The 16,758-nt window shown below is 57.1% G+C and carries 13 protein-coding genes; all 13 read left to right on the forward strand.

From position 1 onward, the window contains the following. Nucleotides 1–13 precede the first annotated feature (13 nt). Nucleotides 14–1,288, forward strand: coding sequence for a UDP-N-acetylglucosamine 1-carboxyvinyltransferase (gene murA, locus KGZ89_02565; protein MBS3973736.1), 1,275 nt, complete (start codon nucleotides 14–16; stop codon nucleotides 1,286–1,288). Then, the gene (gene fabZ / locus KGZ89_02570; protein MBS3973737.1) at nucleotides 1,282–1,704 is read left to right on the forward strand and encodes a 3-hydroxyacyl-ACP dehydratase FabZ; all 423 of its coding nucleotides are present in this window, start codon (nucleotides 1,282–1,284) and stop codon (nucleotides 1,702–1,704) included. The genes murA and fabZ overlap by 7 nt, the downstream gene beginning before the upstream one ends. Before the next feature lie 93 nt (nucleotides 1,705–1,797). Then, the gene (locus KGZ89_02575; GenBank protein ID MBS3973738.1) at nucleotides 1,798–3,093 is read left to right on the forward strand and encodes a nucleotide sugar dehydrogenase; all 1,296 of its coding nucleotides are present in this window, start codon (nucleotides 1,798–1,800) and stop codon (nucleotides 3,091–3,093) included. Then, a complete protein-coding gene (locus KGZ89_02580; protein MBS3973739.1) occupies nucleotides 3,090–4,115 on the forward strand; it encodes a Gfo/Idh/MocA family oxidoreductase in 1,026 nt (341 codons plus the stop codon). Before KGZ89_02575 ends, KGZ89_02580 begins: the two co-directional genes overlap by 4 nt. Nucleotides 4,116–4,180: 65 nt before the next feature. Beyond that, a complete protein-coding gene (locus KGZ89_02585) occupies nucleotides 4,181–4,930 on the forward strand; it encodes an N-acetyltransferase (protein MBS3973740.1) in 750 nt (249 codons plus the stop codon). 88 nt (nucleotides 4,931–5,018) lie between these two features. After that, on the forward strand, nucleotides 5,019–6,131 hold the full coding sequence (locus tag KGZ89_02590) for a DegT/DnrJ/EryC1/StrS family aminotransferase (protein ID MBS3973741.1): 1,113 nt from the start codon (nucleotides 5,019–5,021) through the stop codon (nucleotides 6,129–6,131). Further along, a complete protein-coding gene (wecB, locus tag KGZ89_02595; GenBank protein MBS3973742.1) occupies nucleotides 6,131–7,216 on the forward strand; it encodes a UDP-N-acetylglucosamine 2-epimerase (non-hydrolyzing) in 1,086 nt (361 codons plus the stop codon). Before KGZ89_02590 ends, wecB begins: the two co-directional genes overlap by 1 nt. Next, nucleotides 7,216–8,253, forward strand: coding sequence for a DUF354 domain-containing protein (locus KGZ89_02600; GenBank protein MBS3973743.1), 1,038 nt, complete (start codon nucleotides 7,216–7,218; stop codon nucleotides 8,251–8,253). Before wecB ends, KGZ89_02600 begins: the two co-directional genes overlap by 1 nt. A gap of 19 nt (nucleotides 8,254–8,272) precedes the next feature. Beyond that, nucleotides 8,273–9,712, forward strand: a complete 1,440-nt coding sequence (locus KGZ89_02605) for an LCP family protein (GenBank protein ID MBS3973744.1) — start codon at nucleotides 8,273–8,275, stop codon at nucleotides 9,710–9,712. 66 nt (nucleotides 9,713–9,778) lie between these two features. Next, entirely contained in the window at nucleotides 9,779–12,025 is a 2,247-nt protein-coding gene (locus tag KGZ89_02610) for a SpoIID/LytB domain-containing protein (GenBank protein ID MBS3973745.1), read from the forward strand. 101 nt (nucleotides 12,026–12,126) lie between these two features. Next, on the forward strand, nucleotides 12,127–14,415 hold the full coding sequence (locus tag KGZ89_02615; GenBank protein ID MBS3973746.1) for a cell wall-binding repeat-containing protein: 2,289 nt from the start codon (nucleotides 12,127–12,129) through the stop codon (nucleotides 14,413–14,415). A 114-nt stretch (nucleotides 14,416–14,529) separates the two neighbouring features. Next, nucleotides 14,530–15,027, forward strand: a complete 498-nt coding sequence (locus KGZ89_02620) for a DUF4330 domain-containing protein (GenBank protein MBS3973747.1) — start codon at nucleotides 14,530–14,532, stop codon at nucleotides 15,025–15,027. After that, on the forward strand, nucleotides 15,027–16,529 hold the full coding sequence (locus KGZ89_02625) for an O-antigen ligase family protein (GenBank protein ID MBS3973748.1): 1,503 nt from the start codon (nucleotides 15,027–15,029) through the stop codon (nucleotides 16,527–16,529). The genes KGZ89_02620 and KGZ89_02625 overlap by 1 nt, the downstream gene beginning before the upstream one ends. Nucleotides 16,530–16,758: the final 229 nt, after the last annotated feature.

The raw sequence follows: 16,758 nt of genomic DNA on the forward strand, positions 1-16,758 counted from the left end.
GGAAAGGAAGCCGATGCGTTCAATCGTCATTCGTGGCGGGTCCCCGCTCTCAGGTGAGGTTTTCGTCGAGGGCGCAAAGAACTCTGCGCTCAAGCTAATGGCCGCGTCGCTGCTTGCCAAAGGTGTTTCGCGCATAAGCAACGTGCCGGACATAAGCGACGTACATACGATGACCGAGGTTCTCGGCGGTCTTGGGGTCAAGGTCACCAGAACCTCGCACGAACTCGTGATCGACGCGACGAGCCTGACCTCCGTCGAGGCGCCATACGAGATGGTCTCCCGGATGCGAGCCTCGATAGCGGTTCTTGGTCCCCTTGTGGCCAGATGTGGGCAGGCGAGAGTCGCGATGCCCGGGGGTTGTGCGATCGGTTCTCGCAAGATCGATATGCATCTCCGGGGGCTGGAGGCCTTTGGTGTCCACGTCGAGTTCGGTCACGGTTTCATAGACGCGACCGCGCCTGAGGGAATCCGCGGCGCACACGTCATACTTGATTTTCCGAGTGTCGGAGCTACCGAGAACCTGCTTATGGCATCTGTGTTGGCTCAGGGAAAGACCACTATCGAAAACGCCGCCCGTGAACCGGAGATAGTCGATCTGGCAAACTTTCTTGTCAAAGCGGGCGCCCGTATCGAGGGAATTGGAACCTCCGAGCTTGTCATCGACGGCGTGGAAGAGCTGGCTCCGGTAAAAGAGCACACGGTCATCGGAGATCGCATAGAGGCCGGTACCTTTCTGGTTGCAGGGGCGCTGGCGAAGGGGCCTGTTACGGTGAGGGGCTTCGATCCTGCCCATCTCGACATGCTGCTTTTCAAGCTGAGAGAGGCCGGGTGCTCTATCGAGATTCATGACAATGGCGCAACGGTGACCGGACCCCCCGTTCCGACCGCGGTCGACGTGCAGACACTTCCGCATCCTGGATTTCCCACTGACATGCAAGCACAGTTCATGGTTTTGATGTCAGTTGCAGATGGCAGTTGCGTTATTACCGAAAACGTATTCGAGAATCGCTTTATGCTCACAGATGAGCTTTCGAGGATGGGCGCGAATGTTCGTGTCGAGGGTCACCATGCCCTGGTCCGAGGGGTCGATCGACTCTCTGGAGCGCCTGTTTGTGCGCCGGATCTCAGAGGCGGCGCGGCGCTTGTGCTCGCCGGCCTTATAGCCGATGGCGAGAGCGTAGTGACCAATACCTATCATATTGAGCGCGGATACGAGCGCTTTGTCGAAAAGCTACGGGCGCTGGGCGCGGATATAGAAACCGTAGTCATGAAGGAGGACGCATGTTAGACACAGATGCGATCAAAGCCATAATCCCGCATCGTGAGCCTTTTCTGCTCGTCGATGAGGTGAGTGATCTCCTGCCGGGCGAGCGGGCAACAGGCCAACTTTTCGTCGCCGAGGATGCATTCTGGGTTGCGGGACACTTCCCGGATTATGCCGTGATGCCGGGGGTGCTCATCATCGAGGCTCTAGCGCAGGTCGGATCCGTGGCTCTGCTCTCGCTTCCTCAAAACGCCGGGAAGATCGGGTTTTTCGCTGGAATCGACAAGGTCAGGTTCAAAAAGCAGGTCCGGCCAGGTGATACCCTGATCCTTGAGTGCCGAATTACCAAAAGCCGAGGGGCGATTGGGTTCGGAGAAGCCGTCGCATCTGTCGATGGCGAAATTGTGTGCACTGGCGAGCTGATGTTTGCGATAAAATAATTCGGTTCACGCCGAAATGGACCAGCCACGGAACCTATGGGGGCTGTGCTGGGTCCTTTATGTCGATTGATCGAATGGAGATGATAGCGGGCGATGTCTTTGGACGAAAGCTTGAAAGACGGTACCGCCGTTTTCGGGGTTGTTGGTCTCGGCTATGTGGGTCTTCCGCTCGCTGTCGAGATGGCGAAGGCCGGCCACAAGGTTATCGGTGTAGATGTATCGGCGCAGCGGGTCGAGCAATTGAACCGCGGCGAGAATTACATCTCGGACGTTGACGCGCACGAGCTCGCCGGGCTTGTGGGAAAGGGCCTGATCAGCGCAACCGTGGACTTCTCGGCGATGGCGTCGTGTGACGCGATTGCGATCTGTGTGCCCACCCCCCTAGACGAGATGAAGCAGCCCGATACCTCGTATATGGAGTCGGCCGCTCGCTCGATAGCCCCGCACCTCAAGGCCGGAGCGCTCGTGACGCTCGAATCAACCACATATCCCGGCACCACAGAAGAGGTGATCTTGCCGATACTTGAAGGCGGCGGCCGAAAGGTCGGCGTCGACCTGTTCTTGGCCTTCTCGCCGGAGAGAGTTGATCCGGGAAATCCCACCTATCAGACGCAAAACACGCCAAAGGTCGTCGGCGGAGTCACCAAGGAGTGCACCCGGCTTGCTGTCGCGATGTACGGACGCTTCATCGGCACGCTTGTCCCAGTGTCATCTACCAGAGCCGCCGAGATGACCAAGCTGCTCGAAAACACATTCAGGGGCGTGAATATCGCGCTCGTAAACGAACTTTTGCTTCTGTGTAATCGCATGGGCATCAACTTTTGGGAGGTCATCGACGCGGCCAAGACGAAACCTTTTGGCTTCATGCCGTTCTACCCTGGCCCCGGTCTTGGTGGGCACTGCATTCCGATCGACCCTTTGTACCTATCGTGGAAGGCGCGCCAGTACGACTTTCGGACGGAGTTTATCGACCTGTCGGGTCGGATCAACGAGTCCATGCCCTACTACGTCATCGAGCGCTTGATGGAAGCGCTCAACCGACAGCGCAAGTCGCTTAACGGATCGCGAGTCCTCGTCCTCGGCGTGGCATATAAGGCTGATATCAGCGATATGCGGGAGTCACCGGCGATAATCGTTGTCGAGCTGCTCAGGCAAAAAGGCGCCGAAGTCGTCTACCATGACCCGCACGTGCTTGAGTTTTGCCCTGGTGGAGATCGCGTCGAAAGGGTCGAGCTGACCGCCGAGGAGGTCTCCTCGGCAGATGTCGTGCTCTTGATCACCGCCCACGCTGGCGTCGATTACGACCTGGTCAGACGCGAGGCCTCGCTCGTGCTTGATACCCGAAACGCGCTCAAGGTGCCGGAGGATCCGAAGGTGGTGCTGCTGTGAGCGCTCCGGTCAGGGTGGGAGTGGTTGGCTTTGGGTATTGGGGCCCTAACGTGGTCAGGAACCTCGACAGGCTCAGTGATGCCGAAATCGTTGCTGCTGTAGATACCGATGAGCGCAATCTTGCGAGATTCGCCGAGCTATACCCTTATGCGGAGGTCACAACCGATCTTGACGCGATGCTTGCGCGCGACGACATCGCAGCCGTCTTCGTGGTCACTAGCGCGCCGAGTCACTTCGCGATCGCGAGCAAGGTCATCGCCGCGGGTAAGCACTGCTTTGTTGAAAAGCCGCTAGCGCTTACTAGCCACGATGCCGAGAGGCTCGTGATGGCCGCAAAAGATGCGGGAGTCGCTTTGATGGTCGGGCACCTGATGGTCTATCATTCGGCCATAGAGTGGATCAAGCAGTGCATAGACTCAGGGGAGCTCGGCGAGCTGCTCTACCTCTATATGCAGCGCCTGAACCTCGGCAAAGTTCGGACCGAAGAGAACGCCTTTTGGTCGCTCGCCCCCCACGACGTTTCGATAGCACTCTATCTTCTCGGCGAGAATCCCGATTACGTCAGTGCGAACGGGGCCGCGTACGTGACCGACGGAGTGCAAGACACCGTCTTTGCGAACCTACACTTTCCTAGTGGGAGGATGGCCAACATTCACGTGAGCTGGCTTGATCCGCACAAGGTGCGAAAGCTCACGGTGGTCGGCACGAGGAAGATGCTCGTCTTCGACGACATGCAGGCGACCGAGAAGATATGGATATACGACCGCGGCCTTGGCGAGCCGGAAAGCGCGATGGCTTACGGCGAGGATCTCACCTTGCGCTTCGGGGACATTAATGTGCCGTGGGTCCCGATGAAAGAGCCGCTCTCTATCGAGCTACAGCACTTCCTCGATTGTTGCCGCAATGGCGAGGCGCCGAAAAGCGATGGTCGAGCGGGACTCAGTGTGGTTCGCGTGCTCGAGGCTGTGGACGAGTCGATGAGAGGCTTTGGCACGCCGGTATCGACGAAGATGGAGGTCTGATACAGGTGGCCCACGGTTTACACATCCCGGGTAGTGCGACTTTTGGGGAGGGCTTCTCGCACGGCCTGGGCGTGGTGATCGGCGAAGGCGTCACGATAGGCGCCGGAGTCGCGCTTGGCTCGTTTGTGGTCATCGAAGAGGGAGCCAGAATCGGCGATAACTGCTCGATCGGCAACCACGTGACTATCTGCGAAGGCGCATCTTTCGATGCCGGTGTTCATGTGGCAGACTTCGCGGTCATAGGCAGGCGCCCTCGCTTGTCGGCGTCTTCGACCGCGAAGCGCGAAAAGCTAGACGCCGTTCGGCTTGGGGCAGGCTGCTCTGTTGGCAGCCACACCGTGCTGATGGCCGGGTCCACCTTCGGACAAGGGTGCGTCATCGGGGACAACGCAGGCGTTCGGGAGCGATGTGCCATAGGTGACAGGGTTGTCATCGGCCGGGCGGTGACGGTCGAAAACGATACTGTCATAGGGTCGCGCACCAAGATCCAAAGCGGCGCGTATATCACCGCTTACGTCACTCTCGAAGAGGACGTTTTCATCGCGCCGATGGTGGTGACCACCAACGATAACTTCATGGGCCGCACGGAAGAGAGGTTCAAGCACCTTCGTGGTTGCACTATACGCCGAGGAGCCCGTATAGGTGGCGGCGCGCATATTCTTCCCGGGATCGAGATAGCCGAGGAGGCGTTCGTCGCTACCGGCTCGGTGGTGACGAGAGATGTGCCGCCGCGTACGATCGTGATGGGGGTGCCAGCCAAACCTGTTCGCGAGGTTCCCCGGGAGCAATTGCTGGACAATCCGGAAACTCGGTAACAACCGGTTGACGACTTGAAGCTCACCACGCTGCGATAGCTGATAATATGAGTTGTTCTTCATACGGACCCATAAGGAGCGACATTGTATGGCAGTACCTCTTCTTGACCTGAAAGCCCAGTATCTTGAACTCAAGGCGGATCTGGACGCAGCCATTGGCGAAGTGATGGAAAACGCCGCTTTTATCGGAGGCCCAAAGGTCAAGGAGTTGGAGTCCGCGATCGCGCGGTACTGCGACACCGATCACGCTGTAGCTTGCGGCAATGGAACGGACGCGCTTTTTCTTGTGCTGGCGGCGCTTGGGATTGGCAAAGGCGATGAGGTCATCACTACGCCATTCACTTTTTTCGCCACCGTTGAGGCCATCGCGCACGTCGGCGCGGTTCCGGTTTTCGTCGATATCGAGCAGGGGACTTACAACATTGACGTCTCGAAGGTCGAGGCTGCGATTACCGAGCGCACCAAGGCTATAATGCCGGTTCATATCTTCGGGCAGTGCGTGGATATGGATCCGCTGCTCGAACTCGCAAAGGCGCACAACCTTATTGTGATCGAGGATGCCTGCCAAGCGATCGGCGCGACATACAAGGGGCGGAAGGCTGGTTCGCTGGGGCATGCCGCCGCGTTCTCTTTCTTTCCCAGCAAGAACCTCGGCTGTGCCGGAGATGGTGGCATCGTTACCACCGGCGATGCAGCTCTGGCAGCCAAAATCAGGAGTCTCGCACAGCATGGCACGACGAAAAAATACTTTCACGACACTTTCGGCACCAACAGCAGGCTCGATGCTCTGCAGGCCGCCATATTGCTGGTGAAGCTGCCGCATTTGGATAGATGGAATTCGCTGCGTCGGGAGGCGGCTGCTATCTATGACGAGTTGCTAAGCGATGTTTCGGCGCTGGAGTTGCCGATCTCTCGCGATTTCGGGGATCACGTCTATCACCTCTACATCGTCAAGGCCGAGTCCGCAAAAGCTGCCGAAAAGGTGATGCAGGCCCTAGGCTCGGCGGGAATAGGCACTGCGCTTTACTACCCGCTTGCCCTGCATGAGCAGGAGGTTTTCACAAAACAGCCCGGCTACATCCGGCCGTCTTTGCCTGTGGCGGAGTCGTGCAACTCTCGGACCTTCGCGCTTCCTGCGTTTCCTGGCATCACCCGGGATCAGATCGAGCAGGTCGTAAGCGTTGCGAAGGCGGCTCTTTGATGAGAAGGCTTACTGTTATCTCAGTCGTAGGCGCGCGCCCGCAATTCGTGAAGGCCGCACCCGTCTGTCGCGCGTTGCGTGAGTCTCACAACGAGATACTCGTGCACTCCGGCCAGCACTATGATTACGCGATGAGCGATGTCTTCTTCGAGCAGCTCGGCATCCCAAAGCCGGACTTCAACCTGGCGGTTGGATCGGGCACTCACGCTCGGCAGACCGGCGAGATGATGCCATTGCTCGAAGAGCTGTTCATAGAGAAGAACCCAGACCTCGTTATGGTCTATGGTGACACCAATACAACCCTGGCAGCAGGCCTGGCCGCCGCCAAACTCTGCATACCCGTGGCGCATGTGGAGGCGGGGCTTCGGTCTTACAACCGCTCGATGCCCGAGGAGGTAAACCGGGTATTGGTCGACCACCTCTCCGAGATACTGTTATGTCCCACGCGGACTTCGGTCGCGAATCTCCAGGCCGAAGGTATCACGGAAGGCGTTCATCTGGTCGGAGACGTTATGCTGGATACAGCAAGGTTCTTCGCCGAGCATGTCGATCCGTCTCAAGCGCTCGAGAGCTATAGCGTCAAGCCCGGTGAGTACTATTTCGCCACGGTGCACCGGGCTGGCAACAGCGACAGCAAGCCTAGGCTTCACGAGATTATTACGGCGTTTTCGCAGCTCGATCTTCCGGTTTTGTGGGCGCTGCACCCCAGAACAGCAAAGAACCTGGAGGATTTTGGCCTGAGCGATCTCGTCAACTCCGCCGAGAATGTGACCGTGGTTCCTCCGATCGCGTATATCGACACCGTATCTTTGCTGCGCAGCGCAAAGGGTGTTCTCACTGATTCTGGCGGCATGCAAAAAGAGGCATACTTCTTTGGCGTGCCATGTGTGACCATGCGGGAAGAGACCGAGTGGACCGAGACGGTTGAGCTGGGCTGGAACACTTTGGTCGGGGCGGATAGTCGCAGGATTACAGCCGCCGTGTCATCTATGGCCAGACCGCACTCAAGGCCCTCCGTATATGGCGACGGCAACGCCGCGGAGCAGATAGTCGAAGCTATTCAGGCAAGGTTCGGAGGCAACTAGTGCCTAGGAGCTCCTCCAGCGGTCCACGTTTGTGGGTCGATATGACCAACTCTCCGCACGTCTTGGTTTTGCGCCCCATAATCGCCGAGTTCAGAAGGCGCGGCTGGGAAGTGTCTGTTACCGCGCGCGAGTTCGCTCAGACTGTGCCTCTGCTTGAGCGCTTCGGGATAGAGCACACTCTTATCGGCAGGCACAGGGGAAAGCACACGCTGATGAAGGCGTGGGGAATGGCTGCACGTTCGGCCGCGATGCTCAAATTTGGCGCAGGACGTGGCTTTCACCTGGCACTGTCACATGCGAGCAATGATCTGCCGGTGGCATCTCGGCTATTGGGCATTCCGCACGTCACGATGTTCGACTACGAGTTTGCCCGGCTTTCGCACTCGATCAATGTGCGTCTGTCGACGAAGTCCCTGATACCGGATGCGATTCCGGTGGAAGCGCTCCTCCAATACGGCGGACGCCCCGAGAAGGTCGACCGCTATCCAGGGCTCAAGGAGGAGTATTACCTGGCTGACTTCGAGCCAGATCCTCAAGTTATCGATGAGCTGGGATTGGATCCCTCCAAAATTATGGTTGTTCTCAGAACACCGCCTTCGATGGCGGCGTACCATCGAATGGAAAACACCCTGTTCGATGAGTTTCTTCGGATGCTTGCCAACCGTGATGATCTTCAAGGAGTGGTTTTGCTTCGAACGCCGGAGCAGCGCGCGGGCGTCGAAGCGATAGGTGCGAAAAACCTCATCATCCCGGAGAAGGTTGTGGACGCGCAGAGTCTTATATACTATGCCGACTTGGTTGTTTCGGGCGGGGGTACACTGAACAGAGAGGCAGCTGCGCTTGGCACGCCGGCTTATACTGTGTTTAGCGGAGTCATGGGAGCTGTAGACAAGGATTTGATCGCGCAGGGCAGATTAAGCCTGCCGAAGCAAGCCAGCGAAATCAAGCTGGAAAAGAAGGGACAAACGCACACGCGCAGTTTTCGGGACGTCGGTGAGCTGGTAGACAGAATCGCCGCAGTCGCGAAAGAAATATAGCTTTAGTAAAGGGCAGTGTATGAGTGACCAATTTATCGGTCGGCCACCGCGTGGAAGTAGATCCAGGCGTCCGAGCCGCATCGAAAAACTTCAACCTAAATCCACATCGTTTGAATCGACGGCCGAGCAATCACGCCGAAGGGGCAGACAGGACTTCGGCGCGCGCCGCCGCAGGTCGATGCAGCTTCGAAAGAGGCTCATCGCCTTTGGTGCGGCTTTTGGCGTCATCGCCCTTATCGGCATGGTAGTTGGCTTGCTGTTCATCGGTGATATAAACGACAGGCTTCAAGGCCGCATTGCCGAGGATGACCGGGCGGTAGAACTGCTTGATCGGGGCAAGACGATCGAGCGGGACGATCCGTTTTACGCTTTGGTGGTAGGAGTGGATAGCCGGCAGGAGGGGGAGCAATCCCGCGCTGATACGATTATTGTGGGCAGGATAGATCCGAAGCAGCGCTCGGCCATATTGCTCTCAATTCCGCGCGATACCTACGTGGAGATACCTGGCCACGGAAAGACAAAGATCAACGCGGCAACCGCCTATGGAGGCGCTGCACTGGCTATTGAGACGGTGAAAGAGTTTACCGGACTGCCGATAAGCCACTATATAGAGATTGATTTTGCCGGCTTCAGGGAGATCGTGGACGCCTTAGGTGGCGTGACAGTTCATGTTCCGGAGCGGATAAACGATATGGAGGCCGCCGCATATGTTAGATCCGCGTCGGTGATAGAGGCTGGTGAGCAGCGTCTGGATGGAGCGAAGGCTCTTACGTTCGTTCGATCCCGGAACTTTCCTACCGGCGACCTCCAGCGTATCGAAAACCAGCAGAAGTTTTTGCGTGCTCTTCTCAACGAGTCTTTCAAGCCGGCGAACGCCCTGAGACTTCCATCACTTGCCAATGCCGTTGCCGAGCAGGTAACGACGGATATGTCAGTCGGCGAGCTTGCAGGCCTGGCCAACCAGATGCGGGGCATGGAAGATTCTGCGCTGCAAACAGTGACGATGCCGGGTTCGCCCGAGAGAATAGGCAACGGCTCCTTCATCGTGGCTGACGAGGAGGCTTTCGCTGTATTGTTGGAGCGGATCAAGTCAGGACAAACGCTTACACCGGAGGCGGATCTGGCTGCAAATCAGATAACTCCCGAGCAGATTTCTGTTTCTGTGCGCAATGGCGCAGGAGTTGCGGGAGTAGCCGATAACGCTGCAGGTCGGCTTAGGGCGGAACGTTATGACGTTGTTGAGGTTGGAAATATGAATCAGTTTGTCTACGACGAAACGCTTGTGGTCTACAAGGGCGAAGATGAACACAAGGCCGAAATGGTCATAGCCGCCTTGGGACAGGGTAGATCAGTCAACTATCGAGGCATGTATACCTTTGACTCAGAGGTGCTAGTGGTTGTCGGCAGGGATTGGGACTCGGGCTCCAGCGCTGTCCCACAGAGGGCGACTCGGGAGTGATAGTAGACTTGAGAGTGATAGTAGAAGACCCGAAGAATGCTTCGTAAGCCCCGGAGGAGCGATAATATGGCTACCTACTTGCGTGGGTTTTGGTGGAAAAACGTGCTTTGCGCCTTGCTTGCGGTGATAGTGCTGACAGGCTCAGCGCCTTTACCGGCTTTTGCGCAAACGAACTTCACCTTCATAAGCAGAGGATTTGGTCATGGTGTTGGCATGAGCCAACATGGCGCTAGAGGATTTGCCGAGGCGGGCTACGGGTACGTCCAGATACTGAGGCACTACTATGGATCGGGCGGGACCGATGCCCGCACAGCGGTTTCGACGGTTTTACCTGAGCCTTCTCGTGATGTCAATCTGGACGGAGCGGCGAATTACGATGACGGCGGTAACAGTGGCTTCACGCGCTTGGTGTGGACCCTTCGACCTGGACACGTCGGTTCTCGGCTTGCGGTTCGTGCAGGCGGCTTGACCACGACCTTCCCTGATGGGTGGTCGAGCTTTACGGCTTCAGGTTCGAGTATCATTTTTAGGGCTCCAGATGGCCAGACGCGTACATTTACCGGCACCGTCGTGGTTTGGGGGGATGGCGGAACCCCTCGGTTGACTCAGGTGAGTGAAGGGACAGGACAATACAGCCACCGCTTCGTGCGTTTCAGGGGTGAGCTGCGCCTGACGGCTTCCGCCGGCAGAATCAAGCTTATCAACCGCGTGAATATGTCGGAATATCTATACGGCGTGGTTCCTCGCGAGATGCCGGCGAGCTGGCATTCAGAGGCGCTGAAAGCGCAAGCTATCGCGGCGAGAAGCTACTCGTGGACATCCGGGTCTGGTGAGCTTTATAGCACGGTTGAAAGTCAGGTATACGGCGGACACTCTCGAGGTGAGAATCGGGCGAATACCACAGCGCATGAGCACTCCCGCTCAAACAGTGCAGTGGACGCGACAAGGGGTCGAGTGGTCACGCATGAGAGCTCAACTCATCCGAATGATATTGCCCGCACATTTTACATGTCGACCTCCGGAGGACACACCGAAAACAGCGAAAATGTGTGGGTTTCAGCGTTACCGCATCTGCGCGGCGTGCCCGACCCCTATGAAGTGAATGCGGGCGCAGCGCGCCATAGCTGGCTGCAACAGACCTTTACCGCTACTGAAGTCAGAGATCGATTGCTAAGCGCGGGGGCCAGCTCTACTCTAACTCCGAATCCACTGACAGGCATAGAGGTGACCCGTCGTGGTGTTTCGGGTCGACCGACAGAGGTAGTGCTAAGAGGTGGAACTCCATCTTCCCAGACTCTTTCCAGATCACAAGTCCAGAGATTGTTCAGGAATGCTTTTGGCTGGGGTGATCATTGGTTTTACGTGAATCCCAAGACTTCGCGGATAGCAGGGTCAGACCGCTTCGCGACCGCGGTGGCAGCTTCAACAAGACTCTTCGCTCCTCCGGCGACCCCCGGTCGCGTACCGGCGAGGGCGGCAATCATAGTCAATGGGCATGCACCAGTTGATATGTTGCCTGCTTCTTCACTCGCGGGCGCGGTTGGCGGAGCGCCGATATTGATGGTAGAGCAGGGCGTCGTTCCTGCTTCAACGGCGGCCGAGATCAGAAGGCTTAGAGTGTCCAACGTCATAATCGTCGGCGGCACGGGTGTCGTCAGCGAATCGGTGGAAGCAGGCCTGCGTCGGATTGAGGGCGTAACCAGCGTTCGGCGACTCGGCGGGTCAGATCGCTTTGCGACCGCCAGAGATGTCGCTTTGGAGGTCGATCGCCTGGTACATGCGACCAGAGTGATTGTGGTAAGCGGTGAAAGTATAGCTGACGGCATCGCGGCGGCCGGATTTGCTTACGCGGGAAAGCTGCCGGTCATACTTGCGCGCGCAGGCTCAATCCCCCAGGCATCCAGAGATGCTGTCAGAGGGATCGATCCGCAGCAGAGTCTGGTGATCGGAGGCACTGGGGTCGTGGGCGAGAGTGTGGCAAGCGCGCTGCCTGGCGCGAGAAGGATAGCCGGTGGCGCCAATCGTTTTGAGACTACAACACAGCTGGCAAGGTACCTCGTGGCCAACGAGAGGTTCAATATGGGGAGCGTCTATGTCGCCTCTGGCGATACATTTGTTGATGCGCTAGCTTTCGGCCCACTGACGGGGCATAATCGCAATCCGCTTTTGTTTGTGCGCTCCTGGCAGCTTCCGACAGAAACCCGCACCGAGCTTGCCGCTCGAGCCACCGGTATCAATCGAGTTTTCATCGCCGGTGGTGAAGGAGCGCTCTCCGGATGGGTTCAGGGGCAGATCGAGTGGGTTTTGGAGTAGGAGACCTTTAAGAGCACAGGTTTTCTCGCCGATACACCAGTATCGATAGATGTAACGCCGAAGCGTCATGGCGAAAGCAAAGAAGAACTGAGGTATCTGGTATGGATCGGTTTTCAATCCGCTCTTTGATTCTTGTCGCCTTCATTTCTTTTGTTTTCGCGATTACCGCAACGAGCGCGCATGCCGCTTATTCTCCCCCTGCTGACTACCAAGTTGGCGTAATCTACTCTCAGTCCAGTCAAGACTGGGTTAATCGGTACAATCGAGGATACGGGATACTCGAGAAGCAACTTCGGGTCATGGGGTATTTGCAAGGGCGTGGCTGGGATGTCGAGTGGGTGTACGACAAAGACCTGGAGAATCCCGCCAAGCTCGCGCAGTATGACGTTATTGTTGCTACCTATGTGTTTGCAATGTCGCCTCAAGCCGCCAGAACCGTTACGCAATATGTCGCTGACGGAGGAGGATTCGTTGTGTTGTTCGCCTCTCCGAGAGTGGCGCCGGGGGTAGGCGGTTCTGAGAGGGACGATCACTGGGTCTACATAATGAATCACCAGGGCTGGGAGTGGGGGCCGCCGTCCGAGGCTTATCAAACATATTTCATCGATGACGTCGGGGCTTTTCGGTTTGTCAATCGCCCGGCGGCCGCAGATGACCCTGTGGTTACAGGTGCCGCGTCAATATTGCGTGCTCGTGGGTTGAGTAGTCTGGACATGAGTTTGTTTCGAAATCAGGCACCCGGAGCGTGGATAGAGTATGTCAGACTGCTTCAAAACAATAACAATGCCGTGCAATTCATGAATCTCACCCAGCTGACCAGCCCGAACCTTTCAACGAACTATTCGATCGTCAATGGCGCAGGCGGGGTCAGGACAACCTACCTGAAAGGCCGCACGGTATATTTCTATCATTCGATAGCTGATTATCTGCTCAACCAGGATGATAGTGGGCATCAAACCGTCTCCACGGGAGTCAGGCAATTGGAGATAGCGGGAGCATGGGTCGAATCTGCGATACTTTGGGCCGGAGGTAGCGGAGGAAGACCGGGAGTCCTGGTTCGTGATGGGCGTACGTATGCAAGCATAAACGTTTATCAAGACGGAATATACGCGCATCAATTCATCCACAACCCTGGCAATGTGTGTGTTACGGGGACGATGCGCTTTAGAGTATTCGATCCTTCCGGTCGCCTTGTCAGTTCCTCCACTAGATACAAGATAGGCGTGGAGCCTGGCGCCAAGCAGCGATACGCGCATTCATATGTCACACGGAGACTGGCTGCCGGGACTTACAGGGTCGAAGTGGAATATGTCACTACCTACCCTGACTACCAGAGACGCTATGTGGAACACGCTTTCGTGCAGCGAGGTCAAGGCAAGGGCATCAGGACATCGTTGAGTCCCCTGACATCAGGGCAGGTAGTGCTCGATCCGCGAGTGCAACGTCATGCAGGCAGTGATCGCTTTGCCACATCGCTTGCGATCGCCAAAGCGGCCGGCGGATATCCGCGCCCAGGTGGTTATGTCGTAGTAGCCGGCGGCGACGGTGCTGACGCGCTTGTAGCTTCAGGTATAGCCGGAGCCCACGATGCACCATTGATACTCACGAGAAGGGATTCCATACCCGCCGCGACAGAGGCGTGGCTTAGAAACGCCGCTAATGGTTTTGACAAGGCTGTCATAGTCGGAGGGCGATCCGTGGTCTCCTCGGCGGTGGAAGATCGGCTTAAGGCGATTTTCGGTAACGCAGACGTGACCCGGTTGGCGGGGGACGACCGATTCGAGACTTCGGCAAAGGTTGCCTCCGAGATAAAAAGGGTGCTTGGCCCCTCATACGATGGTGGAATTATCGTCACCAATGGCTCGGCGCTGGCTGACGCGGCGGCTGGAAGCGCTATCGCATATGGCCGGCGGTGGCCGATCCTCTATGTGCAAAGCAACCAGGTTCCGCCTATGGTGGCCGATACGATCAGCGCAATCACAGGCGGTGCCCCTAAGCCGGCTGTGTGGGTGGCCGGAGGTACGTCTGTGGTGGCGCCGGAAGTCGAAACTTTTCTGAGAGACAATTTAGGCTTGCCGGTGACACGCGCCGCGGGTTCGAACCGATTCGAGACCTCGATCAGGCTTGCGGACCTGGCCGCTTCGACGGGGGCCGCCTGGCAAAGGGTTGGCATCGCCTCGGGGATAAATCTTGCCGACGCACTGTGCCTGGGTTCTTATGTGGGTCGATTCGATGGACTTTTGTTTCTTACAAATGGACGCGCCTTGAACGTGGCGACTTCCAACCGGATCAAGGAGAACAACAAATCGATTGAGAAGGTGGCGATCGGCGGAGGATCCGCCGTTGTGGCCCACGATGTCAGCGGCCAAGCTTCAGGGTTGTTACCGTGATGTAAACCCGTTTGCTTTGCTTGATTAAGCGCTGGCTGCTAAAGTGACGTTCGCTGCTTATTATGCAAATGCTATTCGCGGCGCTCTATGCCATTTACTGAGGAGGTTTTTACGTTGGAAGTGTTCGATAAAAAGAGGCGCTTGTTTGGTTTGATCAATCCTGTGGATTTGGCCGCCATCATCTTAGCCATTGCGTTGGCAGCCGTGCTTTTCACAGTTCTTTTTGACCGCTCGTCGGTCGCATCCGACACTTCCTCGGGTCAGGATACCATCGAGGTGGTGGTTTTAGGATCCACACCAAGTGGTTTTAATCAGCACTTGATCTCAGTTGGAGATGAGGTCAGTAGATTTGGCGGCATCGGAGTCATGGGTACCGTGGCTTCATACACGATACGGCCGTCTCAGCGTGAGGTGCTCATTGGCGACAGTCTTGTTATTGTCGAGAGTGATACGACGAACGACGTCGAGCTTGTGATTCGAGGAAGGGGCTCGATCACGGATATGGCTGCAAGCATAGGGGATGAGCGAGTTCGCCAAGGGCAGGTATTGGAGGTCTTACTCCCACTCTTTCAAATGTCAGGACGTATTATTTCGGTAGAAAAGGTTGACTGATGAGTTTTTGGGCGACACCCGCTGACCGGGCGGGATGGCTGGCGCTTTTCGGCCTGTCCTTTGTGCTGGTATTGGTGCCGCTGGCTCCAGGTCGGGAAGTGTTTGCCGGAGTCCCACTGGATAAAGTCATCCTAAGTGTACCGATCGCGATCTTGCTTGCTATCCCTTTGTTGACAAAGCTTGGCAGTCTGGAGTTGCCTCGTGTAGGTATCGAGGTTCCCGCTTTTCTCTTTCTTGGGTGGGCGCTTGTCTCGGCGATCTTTACAGGGGCCCAGCCGGAAGTGCTGGCGACCTGGTCGCGATATGCCGCCTACATTGTGCTTGTGTACGTTGTGGCCACTGTCGCGGCTGAAAAAACACGTCTTCGCGTGATGTCGTGGATATTGGCAATCGCGGGATCCATGACTGTGGCCTACAGTTTTTATCAATACATGTATCCGACTGAGTTCTTAGGCATGCAAGGTATGGGTGCCGATGTTGCGACCCGAGTGTTCTCGACTTTTGGTAACCCCAATTTTTATGCTGAATATCTTGTTCTTCTGATAGCCGTAACGTTGGCGCTCCTCTTCACGGAGCGCGGACCCTTGCGCGGCCTGGCGCTTCTCTTTGTGGTAGCGCAAGTAATGGCGCTCCTTTTGACCTACACAAGAGGAAGCTGGATCGCCTTGGCTATAGGGCTTGCGATCGCGTTGCTGATAATAGATTCCCGGCTGGTCCTGCCTTTCGCTATAGGCGGCGGGTCGATGATGCTGCTCTTTCCCGGCGTGGCCGAGCGCATGATCTCACTTGTGGCGCTGGAGGGATCAGCGGGTTTCAGGTTGGGCCTGTGGCGGGTTGCCGGAGACGCCATTACCGAGCGTCCATTATTTGGAATCGGTGCCGGACGGTTCTATGATGCCTTTACGTCAGCGGTGCTTACGAACCCGGAGCATAACGTCGGATTTCTTTTTTACGGGGCGCATCAGTCCTATTTTCAACTTGCCGCCGAGATAGGCATTATCGGGGGGCTGGCGTTCGCGTGGCTGGTGTTCAAGACATGCCGGATGGGTGCCTTTTACACTGTTCGAATGGGCGGGGACACGAAAGCCAGGCTGTTCAATGCAGCGATGACTGCCGGACTTGTGGCTTTTGCGCTCAACGCATTTACCAGCAACGCGTTTCAGCATCCTCAGGCTGCGGTGTTCTTCTTTGTTCTTGCGGGAATGCAGGCCGGCAACGGTTCGCGTTTCTGGGAGCTTGCTCCTAAGGAGCGCGTGACTCATCCCAACCGCGATAGCCTTTGGGGGCGCTCGCTCCTGGGCAGAGCGCACAGTGCGATCGATAGCGCCCTGACCGCGATGTGGAAGGCAAGCTGGATAAGCCGGATGCTGGCGAAAGAACCGCTTGGAGGCGGGAGGCTGCTTGCAGACGCCTGGGTCATTCGCGTTCTCATTGGTGAAGGAGCCGGCGCAAGTTCCGATAGAACCTCGCGGACTGATGAAACACTCGCACCCGCGAAGTGATGCGCCGAAGCTCCTCGTGATCAGCAACATGTGGCCCCCCGCGCCCGCCTCCGCCTTCGGCGGCTTCGTCGCGCGTCACGTGAGCGCGCTACGCTTTGCCGGCGCGCAAGTCACCGTGGTCGCCAACAGCGATTCCCGCGCCGGCAAAGCCGCAGTCGCCGCCAAGTACGCCTCGCTTTGCGCCCGGGCCTTGGTGGCGGCGGCTGCAGGCCGCGGCCGGTACGACGCG

This window comes from Actinomycetota bacterium, assembly GCA_018334075.1.
In the GTDB taxonomy this organism is placed as follows: domain Bacteria; phylum Actinomycetota; class Coriobacteriia; order Anaerosomatales; family UBA912; genus JAGXSC01.

Bases quoted from the DNA above. Each gene is read 5' to 3' on its own strand.
- wecB (MBS3973742.1), top strand. From the start codon at position 6,131: ATGAGAAGGCTTACTGTTATCTCAGTCGTAGGCGCGCGCCCGCAATTC.
- murA (MBS3973736.1), top strand. From the start codon at position 14: ATGCGTTCAATCGTCATTCGTGGCGGGTCCCCGCTCTCAGGTGAGGTT.
- KGZ89_02625 (MBS3973748.1), top strand. From the start codon at position 15,027: ATGAGTTTTTGGGCGACACCCGCTGACCGGGCGGGATGGCTGGCGCTT.
- KGZ89_02590 (MBS3973741.1), top strand. From the start codon at position 5,019: ATGGCAGTACCTCTTCTTGACCTGAAAGCCCAGTATCTTGAACTCAAG.
- KGZ89_02575 (MBS3973738.1), top strand. From the start codon at position 1,798: ATGTCTTTGGACGAAAGCTTGAAAGACGGTACCGCCGTTTTCGGGGTT.
- fabZ (MBS3973737.1), top strand. From the start codon at position 1,282: ATGTTAGACACAGATGCGATCAAAGCCATAATCCCGCATCGTGAGCCT.
- KGZ89_02605 (MBS3973744.1), top strand. From the start codon at position 8,273: ATGAGTGACCAATTTATCGGTCGGCCACCGCGTGGAAGTAGATCCAGG.
- KGZ89_02615 (MBS3973746.1), top strand. From the start codon at position 12,127: ATGGATCGGTTTTCAATCCGCTCTTTGATTCTTGTCGCCTTCATTTCT.
- KGZ89_02610 (MBS3973745.1), top strand. From the start codon at position 9,779: ATGGCTACCTACTTGCGTGGGTTTTGGTGGAAAAACGTGCTTTGCGCC.